Origin of the sequence: Nonomuraea sp. GTA35 (genome assembly GCF_041950525.1) — a bacterium.
Classification (GTDB): domain Bacteria; phylum Actinomycetota; class Actinomycetes; order Streptosporangiales; family Streptosporangiaceae; genus Nonomuraea.
Genome location: NZ_JBGNUV010000006.1, coordinates 597,149 through 614,794 on the forward strand (window position 1 = coordinate 597,149; position 17,646 = coordinate 614,794).

At 70.6% G+C, this 17,646-nt stretch carries 18 protein-coding genes and 1 rRNA gene; 10 read left to right on the forward strand and 9 right to left on the reverse strand.

Going from position 1 to position 17,646, the window contains the following annotated elements:
• The first annotated feature begins 106 nt into the window (after positions 1-106).
• Positions 107-850 (forward strand): class I SAM-dependent methyltransferase, encoded by a 744-nt coding sequence (locus tag ACBJ32_RS29385; protein ID WP_375129420.1) that lies wholly within the window; start codon positions 107-109, stop codon positions 848-850.
• A gap of 87 nt (positions 851-937) precedes the next feature.
• On the opposite strand, the gene ACBJ32_RS29390 is transcribed toward ACBJ32_RS29385, so the two are convergent.
• Entirely contained in the window at positions 938-1,270 is a 333-nt protein-coding gene (locus tag ACBJ32_RS29390; protein ID WP_375129421.1) for a TraR/DksA family transcriptional regulator, read from the reverse strand.
• Positions 1,271-1,427: 157 nt separating this feature from the next.
• On the reverse strand, positions 1,428-2,174 hold the full coding sequence (locus tag ACBJ32_RS29395) for an SOS response-associated peptidase (RefSeq protein ID WP_375129422.1): 747 nt from the start codon (positions 2,172-2,174) through the stop codon (positions 1,428-1,430).
• Positions 2,175-2,360: 186 nt separating this feature from the next.
• Between ACBJ32_RS29395 and aroA the strand changes: the two genes are divergently transcribed.
• Both aroA and rsgA read left to right on the forward strand, forming a co-directional pair.
• A complete protein-coding gene (gene aroA, locus ACBJ32_RS29400) occupies positions 2,361-3,752 on the forward strand; it encodes a 3-phosphoshikimate 1-carboxyvinyltransferase (RefSeq protein ID WP_375129423.1) in 1,392 nt (463 codons plus the stop codon).
• Between the two features lie 504 nt (positions 3,753-4,256).
• On the forward strand, positions 4,257-5,333 hold the full coding sequence (gene rsgA / locus ACBJ32_RS29405; RefSeq protein WP_375129444.1) for a ribosome small subunit-dependent GTPase A: 1,077 nt from the start codon (positions 4,257-4,259) through the stop codon (positions 5,331-5,333).
• 274 nt (positions 5,334-5,607) lie between these two features.
• Here the strand turns inward: rsgA and ACBJ32_RS29410 are convergent, their stop codons facing one another.
• Positions 5,608-6,066, reverse strand: a complete 459-nt coding sequence (locus tag ACBJ32_RS29410) for a DUF4442 domain-containing protein (RefSeq protein ID WP_375129424.1) — start codon at positions 6,064-6,066, stop codon at positions 5,608-5,610.
• Between the two features lie 54 nt (positions 6,067-6,120).
• Between ACBJ32_RS29410 and hisN the strand changes: the two genes are divergently transcribed.
• Positions 6,121-6,957: a histidinol-phosphatase gene (hisN, locus tag ACBJ32_RS29415; RefSeq protein ID WP_375129426.1), complete on the forward strand. Its 837-nt coding sequence runs from the start codon at positions 6,121-6,123 to the stop codon at positions 6,955-6,957.
• Here the strand turns inward: hisN and ACBJ32_RS29420 are convergent.
• Positions 6,954-8,633 carry a right-handed parallel beta-helix repeat-containing protein gene (locus ACBJ32_RS29420; RefSeq protein ID WP_375129427.1) on the reverse strand — a complete coding sequence of 560 codons (1,680 nt, stop codon included), beginning with the start codon at positions 8,631-8,633 and terminating at the stop codon, positions 6,954-6,956. The two genes, hisN and ACBJ32_RS29420, sit on opposite strands and share 4 nt — an antisense overlap.
• Positions 8,634-8,701: 68 nt before the next feature.
• Between ACBJ32_RS29420 and ACBJ32_RS29425 the strand changes: the two genes are divergently transcribed.
• Positions 8,702-9,532 (forward strand): TetR/AcrR family transcriptional regulator, encoded by an 831-nt coding sequence (locus ACBJ32_RS29425; RefSeq protein ID WP_375129428.1) that lies wholly within the window; start codon positions 8,702-8,704, stop codon positions 9,530-9,532.
• Positions 9,533-9,608: 76 nt separating this feature from the next.
• Here the strand turns inward: ACBJ32_RS29425 and ACBJ32_RS29430 are convergent, their stop codons facing one another.
• The gene (locus ACBJ32_RS29430) at positions 9,609-10,394 is read right to left on the reverse strand and encodes a fructosamine kinase family protein (RefSeq protein ID WP_375129429.1); all 786 of its coding nucleotides are present in this window, start codon (positions 10,392-10,394) and stop codon (positions 9,609-9,611) included.
• The gene (locus ACBJ32_RS29435) at positions 10,381-10,863 is read right to left on the reverse strand and encodes a low molecular weight protein-tyrosine-phosphatase (protein WP_375129430.1); all 483 of its coding nucleotides are present in this window, start codon (positions 10,861-10,863) and stop codon (positions 10,381-10,383) included. Before ACBJ32_RS29435 ends, ACBJ32_RS29430 begins: the two co-directional genes overlap by 14 nt.
• A gap of 120 nt (positions 10,864-10,983) precedes the next feature.
• Here ACBJ32_RS29435 and pstS point away from each other — a divergent pair, with 120 nt between their 5' ends.
• The 5 genes from pstS to ACBJ32_RS29460 are packed head-to-tail and all read left to right on the forward strand — an operon-like array spanning position 10,984 to position 15,481.
• On the forward strand, positions 10,984-12,102 hold the full coding sequence (gene pstS, locus ACBJ32_RS29440; protein WP_357871686.1) for a phosphate ABC transporter substrate-binding protein PstS: 1,119 nt from the start codon (positions 10,984-10,986) through the stop codon (positions 12,100-12,102).
• 6 nt (positions 12,103-12,108) lie between these two features.
• Positions 12,109-13,089: a phosphate ABC transporter permease subunit PstC gene (pstC, locus tag ACBJ32_RS29445; protein WP_375129431.1), complete on the forward strand. Its 981-nt coding sequence runs from the start codon at positions 12,109-12,111 to the stop codon at positions 13,087-13,089.
• Complete coding sequence (gene pstA, locus ACBJ32_RS29450) at positions 13,086-13,961, forward strand: phosphate ABC transporter permease PstA (RefSeq protein ID WP_357871680.1); 876 nt, start codon at positions 13,086-13,088, stop codon at positions 13,959-13,961. The genes pstC and pstA overlap by 4 nt, the downstream gene beginning before the upstream one ends.
• 15 nt (positions 13,962-13,976) lie before the next feature.
• Positions 13,977-14,756, forward strand: coding sequence for a phosphate ABC transporter ATP-binding protein PstB (gene pstB / locus ACBJ32_RS29455; protein ID WP_357871678.1), 780 nt, complete (start codon positions 13,977-13,979; stop codon positions 14,754-14,756).
• Positions 14,756-15,481 (forward strand): response regulator transcription factor, encoded by a 726-nt coding sequence (locus ACBJ32_RS29460; protein WP_357871675.1) that lies wholly within the window; start codon positions 14,756-14,758, stop codon positions 15,479-15,481. Before pstB ends, ACBJ32_RS29460 begins: the two co-directional genes overlap by 1 nt.
• Here ACBJ32_RS29460 and ACBJ32_RS29465 read toward each other — a convergent pair.
• The 3 genes from ACBJ32_RS29465 to rrf all read right to left on the reverse strand — a co-directional run.
• The gene (locus tag ACBJ32_RS29465; protein WP_375129432.1) at positions 15,450-16,451 is read right to left on the reverse strand and encodes a serine hydrolase; all 1,002 of its coding nucleotides are present in this window, start codon (positions 16,449-16,451) and stop codon (positions 15,450-15,452) included. The two genes, ACBJ32_RS29460 and ACBJ32_RS29465, sit on opposite strands and share 32 nt — an antisense overlap.
• An 85-nt stretch (positions 16,452-16,536) precedes the next feature.
• A complete protein-coding gene (locus ACBJ32_RS29470) occupies positions 16,537-17,397 on the reverse strand; it encodes a 4a-hydroxytetrahydrobiopterin dehydratase (RefSeq protein WP_375129433.1) in 861 nt (286 codons plus the stop codon).
• Positions 17,398-17,544: 147 nt separating this feature from the next.
• Positions 17,545-17,646, reverse strand: a 5S ribosomal RNA gene (rrf, locus tag ACBJ32_RS29475); the annotation flags it as partial.

Below are 17,646 nucleotides of genomic sequence, written 5' to 3' on the forward strand. Positions count from 1 at the left end.
CCGCGCCCTTGTCTGTTCCCGCAAGATAGAAGGTACGAAGGACCCGGTGCGGGGAACGTCATACGTACCGGCTGGTAGCCCTTTTTCCGGAACCCAGGAGTCGCGTGTGCTGCCCATTCCGGCCGAGGAACTGAACGGCTCAGGGACGCTCGGGCCGTACTGGACCTTCTACCGCGCCGTTGCCGCCGAACAACTCAACCGATGGCTCCCCGGCGAACCCTCAGTGATCCTCGATCTCTCCGGCGGTCGTGGCAAGTGGTCCGGTCAGGCCGCCAGGCTGGGGCACAGGGTGATCGAGGTGCTCGACTTCCGGCGGACCCCCGACGGGCAGTCCCGGCTCCGCGACGCCGACCGCGTCCGCCACGTACGCGCCGACGACCTGGCCTTCCTGCCCGACGCGAGCGTCGACGCGGTGCTCGCCGAGGAGCGGGTGATGTCGATCGAGCTGATGGCCGAGTCGGCGATGAGCGACGTGGCCAGGGTCCTGCGGCCCGGCGGCCGGGCGCTGGTGTGCGTCGACTCGCTGGTGCTGGGCATGGCGATCCTGGCCGAGCAGGAGCAGTGGCAGCATCTGCGGCAGACCGGCGAGGTCATGCTCGTGCCCTGGCCCGACGGCAGCATCACGCGCTGCTTCAGCAGCGGGCAGCTGCGCGAGCTGCTGGTCGGGGCCGGGCTGGAGGTGGAGTGGATGCGCCCGCGCACCGTGCTGTCGCCGTCCACGGTCGACCACGTGCTGAGCTCCGACGCGCGGGCGCTCAACTACCTGGTGCGCACCGAGCTCGAAGCCCAGCCCAACGACGACGACACGGTGGGCATCCACCTGGTGGCCAGCGCCCGCCGTCCCCACTAGGGACCCGCCGGAGGCCCGCCCCGCTTGGGGCGACCCGTCTGAGTTGCCGTGCCGCCGTTCTTCGTGTCCGGCGGCGAGCGTACGTCCTCAGCGGCGGCGTTCCCGCTTGCCCTGGCACTGCACGCAGCGCGCGGCCTCCGGACGGGCCTCCAACCGGCCCTCCGGCACCGGGCTGCCGCAGTCGACGCACCTGCCGTACACGCCTTCGTCGATGCGCTTGAGCGCCTCCATGATCGCCTGGCGCTGCGTCGTGGCCACGGTCAGCATGGCCTGGGCGCGGTCGGCGTCGGTCAGGTCGGAGCCGGCGTCCGCCGCGGAGTGCTCACGCACGGCGACGGGGTCGCCCTGGAGAACTCCGATCGAACGGTCCAGTTCCGCGAGCATTTCTTCCAGCCGCTCACGAGCGGTCGTGACGTCCACGAATCCGCACCTCCGGGAGAATGAGGGCAACCCGCGGCTAGGACTTCCCCGGATGTCCCGCCCGGTGCAATTAGGGGGCATTTGCTGGCGGTGACACCGAGTAAACGGATGCATCGCTTTCCTCACCGGATGCCCACTAACCGCGCTTCTTACACCTTTAGAAAAGCGCGGTTTCCTCCCCCTCAGGGAGCGGTTTGATGAGGTCCGGGCCATTGTTCCGGACGTTGTTCACGTCCGTTGACACCGCGTACGCGGTCAGCCGCCCCGGCTCGGCCGGCACCAGCAGCGCCCCCGCCTGCTCGGTGTCGGTGAGCTTGGGGTCGAGCCACTCCGCCCAGCGCTCCCGCTCGATCATCATGGGCATCCTGTCGTGGATGCGGCCGAGCTTGTCCTCGGCGTTCGTGGTGATGACGGTGCAGGTGACCAGCCACTTGAGCGGGTCATCGTCGTCCCGCGACGGGTCCTTCCAGAATTCGTACAGGCCCGCCATGGCCAGCACCCCGCCGTCGGAGGGGTGGATGAAATACGGCTGTTTCTTCTTCTTCTCGCCCTCGACGGGCATCCACTCGAAGTAACCGTCGGCCGGCAGCAGGCACCTGCGCTTGGCGAACGCCTGCCGGAACGACGGCTTCTCGGCCAGCGTCTCGGCCCTCGCGTTGATCATCCGCGATCCGATCGACGGGTCCTTGGCCCACGCCGGCACCAGGCCCCACTTCACGATCCTGAGCTGCCGCACCGCCCGCTCGGCCTCCTTGGGCACGCGGCTCAGCACGGCGTAGACGTTCTTGGTGGGCGCGACGTTGTAGTCGGCGTTGAGCTCCTTGTCGGGCTCGCCGTCCTGCTCGACCTGGAACTCCTCGAGCAGCTCGTGCTTCTTGCGCGCCGAGGCGTATCTACCGCACATGACCCCACACTGCCACGTCCGGCTTTCGCCCGCATGTCTGCCGCGTGCGGTTCGTCCGCCCGGGAGGCCGGGGGCCGCGCAGCCGTACGAGCTGTCTTCCAGCGTCCATCCACAGGTCGCGACAGCGCGGCAGTCGTCATCCACAGGCTGTGACCCCCGCCCCGCCACGGCCAGTACTCTTTGACCATGCCCGCTCCGCACTGGCCCGCGCCGACGGCGACCACCCCGGTCTCCGCCACCGTCCCGCTGCCCGGCTCCAAGTCGGTGACCAACCGCGCGCTCCTCCTCGCCGCGCTCGCCGACGGCCCGGGAGTCGTGCGCCAGGCGCTGCGCAGCCGCGACGCCGATCTGATGGTGGCGGCGCTGCGGGCCCTGGGCACCACGCTGGTGGCCGTGCGGGAGACCTCGGCGGGCGTCGACTGGCAGGTGACGCCCGGCCCGGTCCGCGGCGGCGCCCACATCGACGTCGGCCTGGCGGGCACGGTCATGCGGTTCGTGCCCCCGGTGGCCGCCCTGGCCGACGGCCCCGTCTCCTTCGACGGCGACCCGCACGCCCGCAAGCGCCCGATGGGCCCCATCCTCGACGCCCTGCGCTCGCTGGGGGCGAGGATCGACAACGACGCGCTGCCGTTCACGATCAGCGGGCCGCCGGCGGGCGGCGAGGTCACGCTCGACGCGTCGGGCTCGTCGCAGTTCGTCTCGGGCCTGCTGCTGGCGGCCGCGCGCTTCGGGAAGGGCATCACGATCCGCCACGTAGGCCCGCCGGTGCCCTCGCTGCCGCACATCGAGATGACGGTGGAGATGCTCAGGGCGGTGGGCGTCAGGGTCGACGACGGCGAGCGCGACGTGTGGCGGGTGGAGCCCGGCCCGATCGCGGCCAGAGACATGACGGTGGAGCCCGACCTGTCCAACGCGGCGCCGTTCCTGGCGGCTGCCCTGGTGACGGGCGGCACGGTCACGATCCCCGCCTGGCCGCTGCGCACCACGCAAGCAGGCGACGCCCTGCGCGACCTGCTCACCGCCATGGGCGCCACGGTGACCCGCGCACCGGCCGGCCCCGACTCGGCGGGCGCCCCGGGCACACACGCACCGGCAGACTCCGACTCGGCGGATGCCACGGGCATCGACGTCCCCGCCGGTTCCGACGGCTCCACGGGGCCGGGCACCGCCGACCTGGTGGTCACGGGCACGGGTCGGATCACCGGCATCGACACCGACCTGCACGACGTGGGCGAGCTGACCCCGACGATCGCCGCCCTGGCGGCGCTGGCCTCGACCCCGAGCCGCATCCGGGGAGTGTCCCACCTGCGCGGCCACGAGACCGACCGCCTCGCCGCCCTCGCCACCGAGATCAACCGCCTCGGAGGCGACGCCGAGGAGACGGAGGACGGCCTGATCATCCGCCCCCGCCCCCTGCACGGCGGCACCTTCCACAGCTACGACGACCACCGCATGGCCACGGCGGGAGCCGTGATCGGCCTGGCGGTGCCGGACGTCGAGGTGGAGAACGTCGCGACGACCGCCAAGACCCTGCCAGAGTTCGTCCAGATGTGGACGGCGATGCTGGAAGCCCGATGACCTCCGCGATCAGGGCCGGCCGACACCGTCACCTGACGGCTGGTTTCGCCAGGAGCACGCCGGGCACTTCGGGGAGGGGCGGCACGTGACCGCGCGCTGCCAGCATGGCGAAGAAGAGATGATCCACCAGCAAGACACCGCCGTCCGCCCAGCGCAGGATGGCGTCCGCAGCATCGATATCGGCTACACCCGCACGCACACGTTCGACACCGCCCGCACGGGCCGTCCCCTCACGAGCCCCGGCCACGCACGCCGGCGCTCAGCAGGGCACGGCCACGCCGGCCGGCGCCCCACCAGCACGGGCCGCGCACGATGGAGCACCACGGGGGCCTTCCTCCCACCGGAGAGCTCCACGGCGACAGCCATCGGTGGTGCGGGCCGGCCCTTCGCCGGCGGCACAGGTGAGGCACGCCGGCGCGACGGCCTGGCCACGCGGCCCGGCCATCACCACCGCACGCACACAGCACAAGCACAGAGGGGAAGCGAGCGCATGGGAGCGGACCGCTGAGCAAGCGGCAGTACGACGAGGACGACGTACGGGTCAGGCCGGGCAAGGGTTCCCGGCCCAGGACCCGGATCCGTCCTGCGCACGAGGACGCCGTTGAAGGGTTCGTGGTGGCCGTCGACCGGGGCCGCTACACGACGCTGGTCGAGCCGGAGCGCCCCAAGGGCTCGGCCCAGAAACGCAAGCCGCCGCAGCGCCGGCTCGTGATCGCCATGAAGGCCCGCGAGCTGGGCCGCAAGGGCATCGTCGTGGGCGACAGGGTGGCCCTGGTGGGAGACGTCTCGGGCCGCCCGGACACGCTGGCCAGAGTCGTACGCGTGGAGCCGCGCACGTCGATGCTGCGCCGCTCGGCCGACGACACGGAAGACACCGACGGCATCGAGCGGCCGGTCGTGGCCAACGCCGACCAGCTCGTCATCGTGACCGCCCTGGCCGACCCGCCGCCGCGCCCCCGCATGATCGACAGGATCCTCGTGGCGGCCTTCGACGCCGAGATCGACACCCTGCTCTGCCTCACCAAGTCCGACCTCGCGCCGCCCGACGAGCTGGTGGCGCTCTACGAGCCGTTGGGCGTGTCGCACGTCGTGGTCCACAAGGGCGGCTCCCTGGACGAGCTGCGCGATCACCTGGCCGGCCGCATCAGCGTCCTGGTGGGCCATTCGGGCGTCGGCAAGTCGACGCTGGTCAACGCCCTGGTCCCCGACGCCAACCGCGCCGTCTCCCAGGTCAACGCCGTCACCGGCCGCGGCCGCCACACCTCCACCTCGGCCGTGGCCCTGGAGCTGCCCGAGGGCGGCTGGATCATCGACACGCCGGGCGTGCGCAGCTTCGGCCTGGCGCACGTGTCGGTGGAGACGGTGCTGGCAGCCTTCCCCGACCTGGTGGAGGGCACGGTCACCTGCCCGAAGGGCTGCACCCACCTGGACGAGGACTGCGCGCTGGACGCCTGGGTCGCGGCCGGCAACGCCGACCCCGCCCGCCTGGAGTCCCTGCGCCGCCTCCTGTCCAGCCGCGAGGGCACCCCGGACGACCCGTCCACCCCCCGCCGCGAGCCCGTCCCGAACGACGCCTCCTGACCCACCTCTGTCCCGAACGACGCCCCCACCCTGAGCCCCACCGAGCGGCGCCCCTGACCCGCGCCCCTGCCCAACGACGCCTCCTGACGATGCGCCTCGCCGCCGTCACCGCGGCTCATCCGACGGTCGGCACCAGCTCACACTCGCCAGCCCATCCGCGGGCCGCAGGAGCACGGTCCGTGAGGAACGCGGGGGCAACACGGCGCTTCGCAGGCGGGAACGCGGCGACCGTAGGCGGCAGCCGGGACGAATGCGGGCGGGAAGCGCCGCCGGCTCAGCGGGGCCGGTTCGGGCGGAGGGTCCAGGTGACGGTCAGGGCCGACACCACGGTGCCGCCCGCGTCGGTGATCTCCACCGCCACGTCGAACACCGGCCGCTCCCCCGCGTCCAGTCTCGCCACGACCTCCTCGCGCGAGGCGAGCAGCCGGGCCTCGGCCCGCACCTCCCCCAGCGCCACCTTCCGGTACTCGATGGTGGCCGTGGTGGGCAGCGGCACCGCCCGGCTGAGCTGGTCGCCCAGCGACGACAGCACGGCGGCCCCCGACGCGGACTCCGCGAGCGTGAAGAGCACCCCGGCGTGCGGCCCTGACACGTGGTTGCGCTGCTCCGGACGGTCCGGCACGCGGCAGACCGCCCGCCCGTCCTCGACCGTCTCGAAGACGATCCCCAAAGTCCGGGCAAACGGAACTGTATCCAGCAGGAGGCCACCGACATCTACCGACATACCGACCATGCTACCGGCGAGTAACTGGAACGCGAGTTACCAGAAAAGGGGCTTTAGCGACTGATGCTCTCTATACCCGACACGGTAGCGTGGGCCACCGTGCAGGGTTATAACGATGATCTTCGCCTCGCTCATGTCATGGCGGACGCCGCCGATGACCTGACCATGCGGCGGTTCAAGGCGGTCGACCTGAAGGTCGAGACCAAGCCCGATCTGACGCCGGTCAGCGACGCCGACCGTGCCGTGGAGGAGGCCATCCGTGGCACGCTGCGCCGCGCCAGGCCGCGCGACGCCGTGGTGGGCGAGGAGTTCGGCAAGACCGGGTGGGGCGCCCGGTCGTGGATCATCGACCCCATCGACGGCACCAAGAACTACGTACGCGGCGTGCCGGTCTGGGCCACGCTGATCGCGCTCATGGAGTACGGCAAGGTCGTCGTCGGCCTGGTGTCGGCCCCCGCCCTCGGCCGGCGCTGGTGGGCGGCGACCGAGGGCGGGGCGTGGACGGGCAAGAGCCTGACCAAGGCGTCCCGCATGCAGGTGTCCTCCGTGTCCGCCCTGGAGGACGCCTCGTTCTCCTATTCGAGCTTCGGCGGCTGGGAGAAGCGGGGCAAGCTCGACAACTTCCTCGACCTCAGCCGCGCCTGCTGGCGCACGCGGGCGTACGGCGACTTCTGGTCGCACATGATGGTCGCCGAAGGCTCGGTGGACCTGTCGGCCGAGCCGGAGCTGTCCCCGTGGGACATGGCCGCGCTCACCGTGATCGTCGAGGAGGCCGGCGGCGTCTGGACCGACACCGCCGGGGTGAAGGGCCTGGAGGGCGGCAGCCTGGTGTGCACGAACGGCATCCTGCACAACGAGGTGATCAACCGCCTCAACGGCACCACGATCAGAAGCTCTTAGCTCCTGGGCCGCAGCAGACCCGCCCGCGACCGGAGGTCCTCGGTCGCGGCGTTCAGCTCGCGTTCATCTTTGATGGTCACGTTCCCCTCGTACGTGACCCCGCTCGGCGGATCGTCGTGCCCGAGCGGGTCGGCGTCCCAGAAGTTGCCCCGGAAGACGACGTTCTCCAGCGGGGGCCCCACGTGCAGGACGGACGTGTTGTCGGCGCGCATGACGACGTTCTCCTCGACGGTCACCCCGCTGGCGCCGTAGTCGAGGTAGAGCCCGAAGTTGTACGGCGTGCGCGTGTCCCTGATCACGTTCCCCCGCACCTCGGCCCCCTCCCCCTGGGGCCCGCTCATGTACACCCCGCCTCCGTCGGCGAGCACCTGCATGGTGTCCACGGTCAGGTTGCGCAGGATCCTGGTGCCCTCGCCCGCGCCGGCGACGATGCCGCAGTGAGGCACCTGGCTGACTTCGTTGTTCGCGACGACGCAACCGTGCGTGCCGGTCACGGCGATCCCCGGCGACCCGCTGAACTCCAGCCCGACCTGCCGCACCCGGTTGTCCTCGACGGTGGTGCCCCGGCTGCCGGACACCACGATGCCCCCGGCGGACAGCGTGTCGAAGTCGCAGCCGCGTACCGTGAGCCCTTCGCCCCCGGAGACGCCCAGCCCGGAGGCCCCGAGCCGGGTGAACCGGCACCCCTCGACCCGCGCCCCCGTCGTCTCCTCGAACCGCACGCAGGCCGGGATCGTGACGGAATCCGTTGGATACGTCACGGAGGCGCCCTCCCCCAGAACGGCGGTCTCGACCCCGCCACCCTCGTAGTAGCCGCTCCCGTGGTAGTGCACGAACCCTTTGGGACGGCCGGGCCGCAACCACGTGGCGTCGGCGAACACCAGCCCCTTGAACGCCACGTCCCGCGCCCCCGCGACCCGCACCAGCGTCTCCAGGACCGGCGCGACCACCGTCGTGCGCGCGGGGTCCTCACCGGGAAGCGGCAGGTACATCAGCACGTGACCCCCCGGCCGCGACCGGTCGAGCACGAACGTGCCCGGCTCGCGCAGGAACCCCGGGTCGTTCTCGATCGCCGTCGGCAGGCCGGGACCGCGGGAGGTGTTGCCCTCCCAAACGGAGTTGTACAGCTCCATGGCCCACCCGAACCCGGGCTGGGCCATGGTGATCACCGTCCGCTCCCCGTCGGCCGCGACCCGGTCCATCCGCAGCCGCGCCTCCGTCCACGGGTAGACGCCCCGGTGGACGAACTCGGCGCTCCGCCACCCGAGCGGCTCGGCGCTGTCCGTGACGTATCCCGTCCCGGTCGCCTCCGCCGCCCCCGGCAGGCCGGGGATGGCGGCGCGGGCGGCCCGGCGGCCGTCCACGTAGAGCTGGCGGATCTCCAGGTCGCCGACCTCGGCCAGCCAGACGCCGTCGCGCTCCCGCCACCCCGTGATCTGCCGGCCGCCGCTCACCACCGCCTCCTCCCGCCCGGCGGTCCCGTGGCCGTACGCCTCGTAGACCGTCCCCGAGTCGGCCTCCGTGAGCTCGAACGGCCGGGTCAGCACGTGCGTGCCGCCCCTCAGCCGCACGACGACCCCGCCGGGAACCTCGCGAGCCGCGGACCGGGCCCGCTCCAGGGTCCGGAACGGGTGCTCGAAGGAGCCCTGCCAGGAGTCGTCCCCTGCAGGGGACACGTAGAACATCTCAGCTACCTCCACCGTGTTTATGCCGTACACGAAGTAGTACACCATAAACTAGGGGCATGCCAATGAGCCAGGATCCCGTCGAGCTGTTGTGGCGGCAGGAGGGGCCCGAGCCGCGCCCCGGCCTGAGCGTGGGCAGGATCGTGCGGGCCGCCATCGAGCTGGCCGACGCCGAGGGCCTGGAGGGCCTGTCCATGCGCAAGGTCGCCGACCGGCTGGGCTTCACGACCATGTCGCTCTACCGCCACGTGCCCGGCCGCGACCAGCTCGTCGATCTCATGAGCGACGAGGTCATGAGCGAGCACCCGAAGGCCCTGCCCCAGGAGGAGGGCTGGCGCGCCCGGTTGGAGGCGATCGCCAGGCAGGCGTGGGAGATCCGCCGGCGGCACCCGTGGCTGGCCGAGGTGCGCGGCAGCCGCCACCTCCCGGGCCCGCACGGGGTCGCCCACTACGACGACATGCTCGCCACGCTGACCGGCACCGCGCTCAGGCCGTCCGAGGTGATCGCGGTCATCGGCCTGCTCGGCCGCTTCGTGGACGCCGAGGCCCTGGTCCTGGTCGAGACGCAGCGCGAGGAGCGCCGCAGCGGCGTGTCCGAGCAGGAGTGGTGGGGATCCCGCGACTCCCTGTACGAGCGCCTCGACCGCTACCCGGCGATCACCCACCTGTGGGAGTCGGGCGGCTGGGACCACCCGGAGGACTCCTTCGAGTTCGGCCTGCGCCGCCTCCTGGACGGCGTCGAGACCCTCATCCGCGAGCGTGACGAAAACCGTGACGAAACGTGCCGGGAGTGCGGCAAGGCGCTGGAGCCGGCCGCCTCGGGCCGTCCGCGCGTCTACTGCTCGCGCGCATGCCAGCAGCGCGCCTACCGCAAGCGAAAGGACGGCTGAGGGCCTACCGCAAGCGAGAGGACGGCCGAGCGCCGGCACAGGTCACCCGCCACGCCGCCGCAGCCGTGAAGACAAGTCAGAGCGCCAGCACCCGCCGCACCGCCCTCATCAAGCTCTCCCGATAACTCCCCCCGTACAGCACCACGTGCACGAGCAGCGGATGCAGCTGGTGCAACGGCACCCGCTCCCGCCACCCCTCCGCGAGCGGCCACTCCTCCCGGTACGCCCCCAGCGCCCGATCCAGGTACGGCAGCCCGAACAGCTCCAGCATGGCCAGATCCGTCTCCCGATGCCCACCATGGGCAGCCGGATCGATCAGCACCCCTTCCCCGCCCGACCAGAGCACGTTCCCGCTCCACAGATCCCCGTGGATCCGCGCGGGCGGCTCCGCGGGCCCCGCGACGTCGGCGAAGCGCCCCACCGCCCGCTCCACCAGCGCGACGTCGGCAGCAGGCAGCCGCGCGAGCCGCAGGAACGGCAGCACCCGCCGTTCACCGTAGAACGCCGGCCAGTCGGCGCAGGGCGAGTTGTCCATCGGCAACTCGGCGATGAACCCGGCCCACGGCGCGCCGAAGCCCGGTGCCCCGGCCCTGTGCAGCCGGGCCAGCGAACGCCCGAACCGCTCGGCGGCGGCCGCGTCGGGCCGCTCCTGGCGTACCCAGGACAGCACGAGCCGCTCGGGGCCCACCTCGATCACCTCGGGCACCGCGGCGGCCTCGCCCAGCCAGCGCAGCCCGGCCGCCTCCGAGGCGAACACCTCGGAGGCGGCTCCGGTCTTGGCGAACACCTCGCGCCCGTCGTCCAGCACGCCCCGCCGCAGCCGCCAGCCGTGCGACGAGCCGAGGTCCTCAGTGACTCTCATCGAGCGAGTCGGCGATGTGCTTGGCGATCCCCTCGGAGGCGGCCTCGACCAGCCCCAGCACCTCCTCGAACCCCTCCCGGCCCCCGTAGTACGGATCCGGCACCTCGGCCCCTTCCGGCGCCACCGGGTCGAAGGAGCGGAACAGCTGCACCTCCACCCCGGCGGAGGCCAGCCGGCGGAGGTTGGACAGGTTGTCCCGGTCCATGGCGAGCACGAGGTCGTAGCGGTCGAACCAGTCCTTGGTGAACTGCCGGGCCCGGTGCGTGGAGCCGTCGTAGCCGTGCGCGGCGAGGATCTCCAGCGCCCGCTCGTCCATGGGATCCCCGACGTGCCACCCGCCGGTCCCGGCGCTCTCGACGATGACGCGGTCGCCGAGGCCGCGGTCGGCGAGCGTCTGACGGAGGACGACCTCGGCCATCGGCGATCGGCAGATGTTCCCCATGCACACCAGGCATACGCGATAAGTCATAGCACCCATCATGAGGGTGACCTGGCGCGTTCACCGAACGTTCACCCTTGATAGGGGGTCTGAGTCACCTTCGCTGCATACCTTCATGGCGACTAAGGACCAAGTGGGAGGAACCCAACCGTGAAGTATGCAGGCCGGCTCGCCGCCGTCGCCGTCGTCGGCGCGCTCTCGCTCGCTGCGTGCGGCACAGACAACAACGCCGGCGCTGGCAGCACCAGCTCCGCCAGCGCCGGCGCACCCGCCGCGGGCAACGACAACGGTGGCCTGAGTGGCACGATCAACGCCGCGGGCTCCTCGGCCCAGGCCAACGCGATCACCGAGTGGACGAAGAACTTCACGGCCACGAACCCTGGCGTCACCCTGAACTACCAGCCCAGCGGCTCGGGCGCGGGTGTGCAGGCGTTCATCCAGGGCACGGTGGCCTTCGCCGGCTCCGACTCGGCCCTGAAGGAGGACGAGCCCGCCCAGGCCAACGCCCGGTGCAAGACCGGCAACGCCATCAACATCCCGATGGTGACCGGCCCGGTCGCGGTCGTCTACAACCTGCCCGGCGTCGAGGGCCTGCAGCTCTCCCCCAAGACGCTCGCCGGGATCTTCAACAGCAAGATCACCAAGTGGGACGACGCCGCCATCAAGGCCGACAACCCCAGCGCCACGCTGCCCTCCACCCCGATCCAGGCGTTCCACCGCTCGGACGAGTCGGGCACCAGCGACAACTTCACGAAGTTCCTCAAGGCCACGGCCGAGGCCGAGTGGCCGCACGAGCCCGCCAAGGCCTGGCCGGCCGAGGCCAAGGGCCAGGGCTCCAAGGGCTCCGACGGCATCGCCTCCTCCGTCAAGGACACCGAGGGCGCCATCAGCTACGTCGAGCTCTCCTACGCCGAGAACTCCTCGCTGCAGAAGGCCAAGGTCGCCAACGGCGCCGGCGAGTTCGTCGAGCTGACCCCCGAGAACGCGGCCAAGACGGTCGAGACGGCCGAGATCAAGGGCACCGGCAACGACCTGGCCCTGTCGATCGACTACGCCACCAAGACCGCGGGCGCCTACCCGATCGTCCTGGTGACCTACGAGATCACCTGCGAGAAGGGCCTGCCGGCCGAGGAGGCCAAGGTCGTCAAGGAGTTCCTCAAGTACACCTCCAGCGACGAGGGCCAGGCGGCGCTCAAGGAGCTGGGCTACGCCCCGCTCTCGGGCACTCTGCTCACCAAGGTCCGGACCGCGGTCGAGGCGATCTCCTAATCCCCTATGGCGACCAACGTACGTACCCGTGACGGCGGGCCGGCCACGAGCCGGTCCGCCTCGCGGCGCAGCCGCGGTGAAGCGCCCTTCCGCTACCTGTCCACCGCGGCCGGCGTCGCCCTTCTGGCGATCATGGCGGCCATCGCCGTGTTCCTCATCAGCGAGGCGATCCCGGCCTTGCGGGCGAACGAGGCGAACTTCTTCTCGGAGCTGACCTGGGAGCCCAACAGCAGCCGCGAGTTCGGCATCGCGGCACTGGCGTTCGGCACCGTGCTCAGCTCCCTGCTCGCGCTCGTCATCGCGACCCCGATCGCGGTCGGCGTGGCGCTGTTCATCTCGCACTACGCGCCGCGCAGGATGGCCGCCCCGCTCGGCTACCTGATCGACCTGCTCGCCGCCGTGCCCAGCGTGGTGTACGGCCTCTGGGGCGTGGCGTTCCTGGTGCCGCTGCTCAGGACACCCTCGCAGTGGCTCAACGAGAACCTCGGCTGGTTCCCGCTGTTCGGCGGTGACGGCATCATCGGCGGAAAGACCATGCTCGCCGGCTCGGTCGTGCTGGCCATCATGATCCTGCCGATCATCGCCGCCATCTCCCGCGAGGTGTTCCTCCAGGCCCCCAAGATGAACGAGGAGGCGGCGCTCGCGCTCGGCGCGACCCGCTGGGAAATGATCAGGATGGCCGTGCTGCCGTTCGGCCGCCCCGGCGTCATCAGCGCCGCCATGCTCGGCCTCGGCCGCGCCATGGGCGAGACCATCGCGGTCGCGCTGATCTTCCCCGCCACCTTCGACATCACCTTCCAGATCCTCACCCCGCACGCCAACAGCATCGCGGCGAACATCGCCAACGGCTTCGGCGAGGCCAACGACATCGGCCGGGGCGCCCTGATCGCGTCCGGCCTGGTGCTGTTCGTGATCACGCTGCTGGTCAACATGGCGGCGCGGTTCGTCATCAACCGCCGCAAGGAGTACGCGAGGGCCGGCGCATGACCACGATCCAACACATCTCCACCGGCCGCCGGATCAAGGACCGGGTCGTCCAGGGCCTGGTCTATCTGGCGTTCGCGCTGGCCGTGGTGCCGCTCGTCTCCGTGCTCTGGCTGGTCATCTCCAACGGCCTGGCCCGCTTCGACCTGGAGTTCCTCACCCACTCCATGAACGGCATCGGAGCCAGGGACGCCAACGGCGGCGCGTACCACGCCATCATCGGCACGCTCGAACAGGTCCTGCTGGCCTCGCTCATCTCGGTGCCGATCGGCCTGCTCACCGCCATCTACCTGGTCGAGTACGGCAACGGCGGGCGGCTGAGCCGCTCCATCAGCTTCTTCGTGGACGTCATGACCGGCGTCCCTTCCGTCGTTGCGGGCCTGTTCGTCTTCGCGTTCTGGATCCTCTTCCTCGGCTTCGAGTTCTCCGGCTGGGCGGGCGCGCTGGCGCTGTCCATCCTGATGATGCCGACGGTCGTGCGGTCCGCGGAGGAGATGCTCAGGCTGGTGCCGAACGACCTGCGCGAGGCCTCGTACGCGCTGGGCGTGCCCAAGTGGCGCACCATCGTCAAGGTCGTGCTGCCCACCGCGTTCACCGGCATCGTCACCGGTGTCATGCTGGCCGTGGCCCGCGTCGCCGGCGAGACGGCGCCGCTGCTGATGACGGTGTTCTTCACCAACTCCATCAACAACGACCCGTTCAACGGGCCGCAGATGGGCCTTCCGCTCTTCGTCTTCGACCAGGCGGCCCGTCCGAACGACACCGCCATCGACCGGGCGTGGACCGGAGCCCTCACGCTCATCCTGATCGTCATGCTGCTCAACCTGGTGGCGCGCCTGATCGCCTGGTGGCGCTCGCCTGCCAAGGGCCGATAGGGGGAAACGACCACAATGTCCAAGCAGATCCAGGTCTCGGGCCTGGACGCGTACTACGGATCGCACAAGGCGATCGAGGACGTGTCCATGACCATCGAGCCCCGCTCGATCACCGCCTTCATCGGCCCGTCGGGATGCGGCAAGTCGACGTTCCTGCGCACGCTCAACCGCATGCACGAGGTCATCCCCGGCGCGCGGGTGGAGGGCAAGGTGCTGCTCGACGGCGACGACCTGTACGCCCCCACGATCGAGCCGGTCTCGGTCCGCCGCCTGATCGGCATGGTGTTCCAGCGCCCCAACCCGTTCCCCACGATGTCGATCTACGAGAACGTGGCCGCCGGCCTCCGCCTCAACCGGGGTCGCATCTCCAGGTCCGAGATGGACGGCATCGTCGAGGACTCCCTCAAGGGCGCCAACCTCTGGAACGAGGTCAAGGACCGCCTCAACAAGCCCGGCGCCGGCCTGTCCGGCGGTCAGCAGCAGCGCCTCTGCATCGCCCGCGCCATCGCGGTCCAGCCCGAGGTCCTGCTGATGGACGAGCCGTGCTCGGCCCTCGACCCGATCTCCACGCTGGCCATCGAGGACCTGATGGCCAAGCTGAAGGACAAGTACACCATCGTCATCGTCACGCACAACATGCAGCAGGCCGCCCGGGTCAGCGACAGGACCGCCTTCTTCAACCTCGCCGCTCAGGGCCAGCCCGGCAAGGTCATCGAGATGGACGAGACGTCCCGCATGTTCACCAACCCGACGCAGAAGGCGACCGAGGACTACATCACGGGGCGCTTCGGCTGATGACCCAACAGCAGGCGGCATCCACGATGAACGGGGACACGAGGACCAAGCCCGTACTGCTCATCGCCGACCCCGACGACTCCGTCGTGGACGACGTGGCCACGGCCCTCGAACGCGAGGGCGTGGCCGTGACCGGCGCCCCGGACGGCGCTCAGGGGCTGCTGCAGGCGGGCGCCCTCCAGCCGGACGTGGTGCTCGTCTCGGCCACGCTGCCGGTCATCGACGCGGTCGAGTTCGTCCGCGCCGTACGGCGGGCCCGCGCCGTGCCCGTGCTGCTCGGCGTCGGCGAGGGACACGCCGAGCAGGCGGTACGCGCGCTCGCGGCCGGCGCCGCCGCCTGCGTGGCCAGACCCTACAGGGTGCCGGAGCTGCTGCCGTTCATCCAGGCGGCCTCGCCCGAGTCCCGCAAGGTGCTGGCCGTGGGCGGGGTCGAGCTGGACGTACAGGCCTATCAGGTACGCGTGGCCGGGCGGGCCGTGCACCTGCCGTTGCGCGAGTTCGAGCTGCTGCAGTACCTCATGCGCAACGCCGACCGCACGGTCACCCGCGAGCAGATCATGCGCCACGTCTGGCACGCCGCCGCGAACACCTCGACGAACACGATCGCGGTGCACGTCAAGCGCCTGCGGGCGCGCCTGGGCGACGAGGACGACCGGCTCATCCAGACCGTACGCGGGGTGGGCTACCGGCTGGTCACTCCTGGCATCGCCGAAAGTCACGCATGATCCGCTCGGCCACGCCCTCGACCGTCGCGATGCCGTACCCCACCTCAGGGCTGCCCTCGGTGAGTACGGCAACGGCGTAGTCACGCCCGCCGTCCCTGATCAGCCCGACGCTGATCGTGGCCCAGAGCTTGTTCGAGACGCGCTTGAGCCAGCCGTTCTTCAGCGCCACGCGCTCGCCCCGGCACGCGGCGGCGCTGATGCCCCAGTCCTGGCCGGCTACGACCGCGCCCATGAGCTTGAGCACCTGCTTGCGATCCCCGGCCTTGAGCGGGCTCTTCTCCGACACCAGCGCAGCCATGAGCCGCACCTGGTCGTCCACGGACGTCTTCGTGATCCCCCAGCAGTACAGGTCGACGCAGTTCCCCGGCACCCCCTGAGTGTGCCTCAACCCGAACTTCTTCCCCGCCGCGCTGAACCCCGCCGCGCCCCCGATCCGCAGCCAGAGCCGGTCGGCCGCGTGGTTGTCGCTGTAGCGGATCATCTTCTCCGCATCGCGCCTGACCGCCGCGGGAAGCTTCTTCCACGGGGTACGCAGGAGCAGCGCCATGAGGATCTGCACCTTGGCCGTGCTGGCCGTGATCAGCCGCTCGCCGGCGTGATACCGGTAGACCCGCCCGGTCCCCAGCTCCTTCACCATCGCCGTCACCGGCCCCGGCCTGCCCGCCAGAAAGCGGTCCAGCCGCTTCGAGATCTGCTTCGCCGGCACCCTCGCCGCGCTCTTCGCCCTGTCAGTCGCAGGGCGAGCCGCCACGCGCGGCACGCCCGGCGATCCGACGCGCGACGAGGGGGACGACAGCCCCCGCACGGCCGCACTGAAAGGCACGAGCTCCGGTGCCAGGACCACACCGGACGACGGCACGTCAACGGCACTGACCACGGCCGGCACCTGATTCTTGGCCGTCACGAGCAGAACGACCAGGGCGAGCACGATGATCAGCCGCGGTATCGCCTTCGCCCCGACCGCGAGCACGCGATCATTATCCAGAATCCCTCCGGGGCCCCGCTAGTGTGCCGCCGGCCGGGTTCAGCAACGTGCCGCTCCCCGTAAGGCGCCGTCACTCGGGCGGATCCGCCCCGGGAAACTCACCGTAGGCGCTGTCGAAATACTTGGCGAGCTGCACGTCGCGATCAGAGATCCGGTGCTGGATGTCCCACGTGGTCAGAAAGACCCGTACGTGACGCCAGACGTTCTCCCAGCGCGGATGGTGGATGGCGATGTCGCACCCCGGCGCCACCTCGTTCATGAACGCGATCGCATCTCTGAAGGTCTTGAAGCGGTACTCCCGGTAGAGCTCCACCCGGGTCCTCGTCACATCCTGCGGAAGGGGGCTCTCCACCACCTGCCAGTGCCGAAGCGCCGCCTTCAACGCCACGGCCAGCTTCTCCTCGCTCATGGGATCCGGCACCTCGGGGGGCGGCTGGGGATACCAGTTGTCCACGGTGGGCCGCCCTACGAGCTTCGCCCGCGCCTCGACCTGGGTCAGGACCAGCTTCAGGTCGTGCTCGAAGAACTCATCGCGCAGCGGCACCGCCTGCCGGTCGCACAGGCTCCGCAGCGACGCCGGCAGCCGCTCAGGCGGAGGTATCCGAGCACCGCTCACCAGAAGGGGAATCACCTGCTTGTCGGCCGCCAGTGCGGTCTCGACCTCTCGGCGCACCCAGTCGCCCTCCTGGTCGATCAGCCGCTCTCCCCACTCGTTGGCCACCCGGATCCACTGGGGGCCCATCACCACCAGGACGACGTTCGCCCGCGCGAGGGCCTCCTCGATGCTGCGTGGCCAGATCGCTCCAGGAGCGATGGAGGAGGTGTCCATAAAGACGGCGGACTCTCCGAAGGCATGCTGGAGATCCGCATACAAGCGACCGGACACCGCGGCGCTGTCGGCGCGACGGTAAGAGATGAAGATCTCGCTCACCAGGCCCCCTCGACGGATGCCCGTACCTGTCGGTTACCACTCGTGGACGCGACCGTACTATGCGCGCCCCACAGCGACAAGTGACGCCGCGGCAGAATGCAGAAAGGGCCCCGACGCTCGGCGTCGGGGCCCTTTCCTATAAAGATTGTCCGGCGGTGACCTACTCTCCCACACCCTCCCGAGTGCAGTACCATCGGCGCAGGGAAGCTTAACTTCCGGGTTCGGAATGTAACCGGGTGTTTCCTTCCC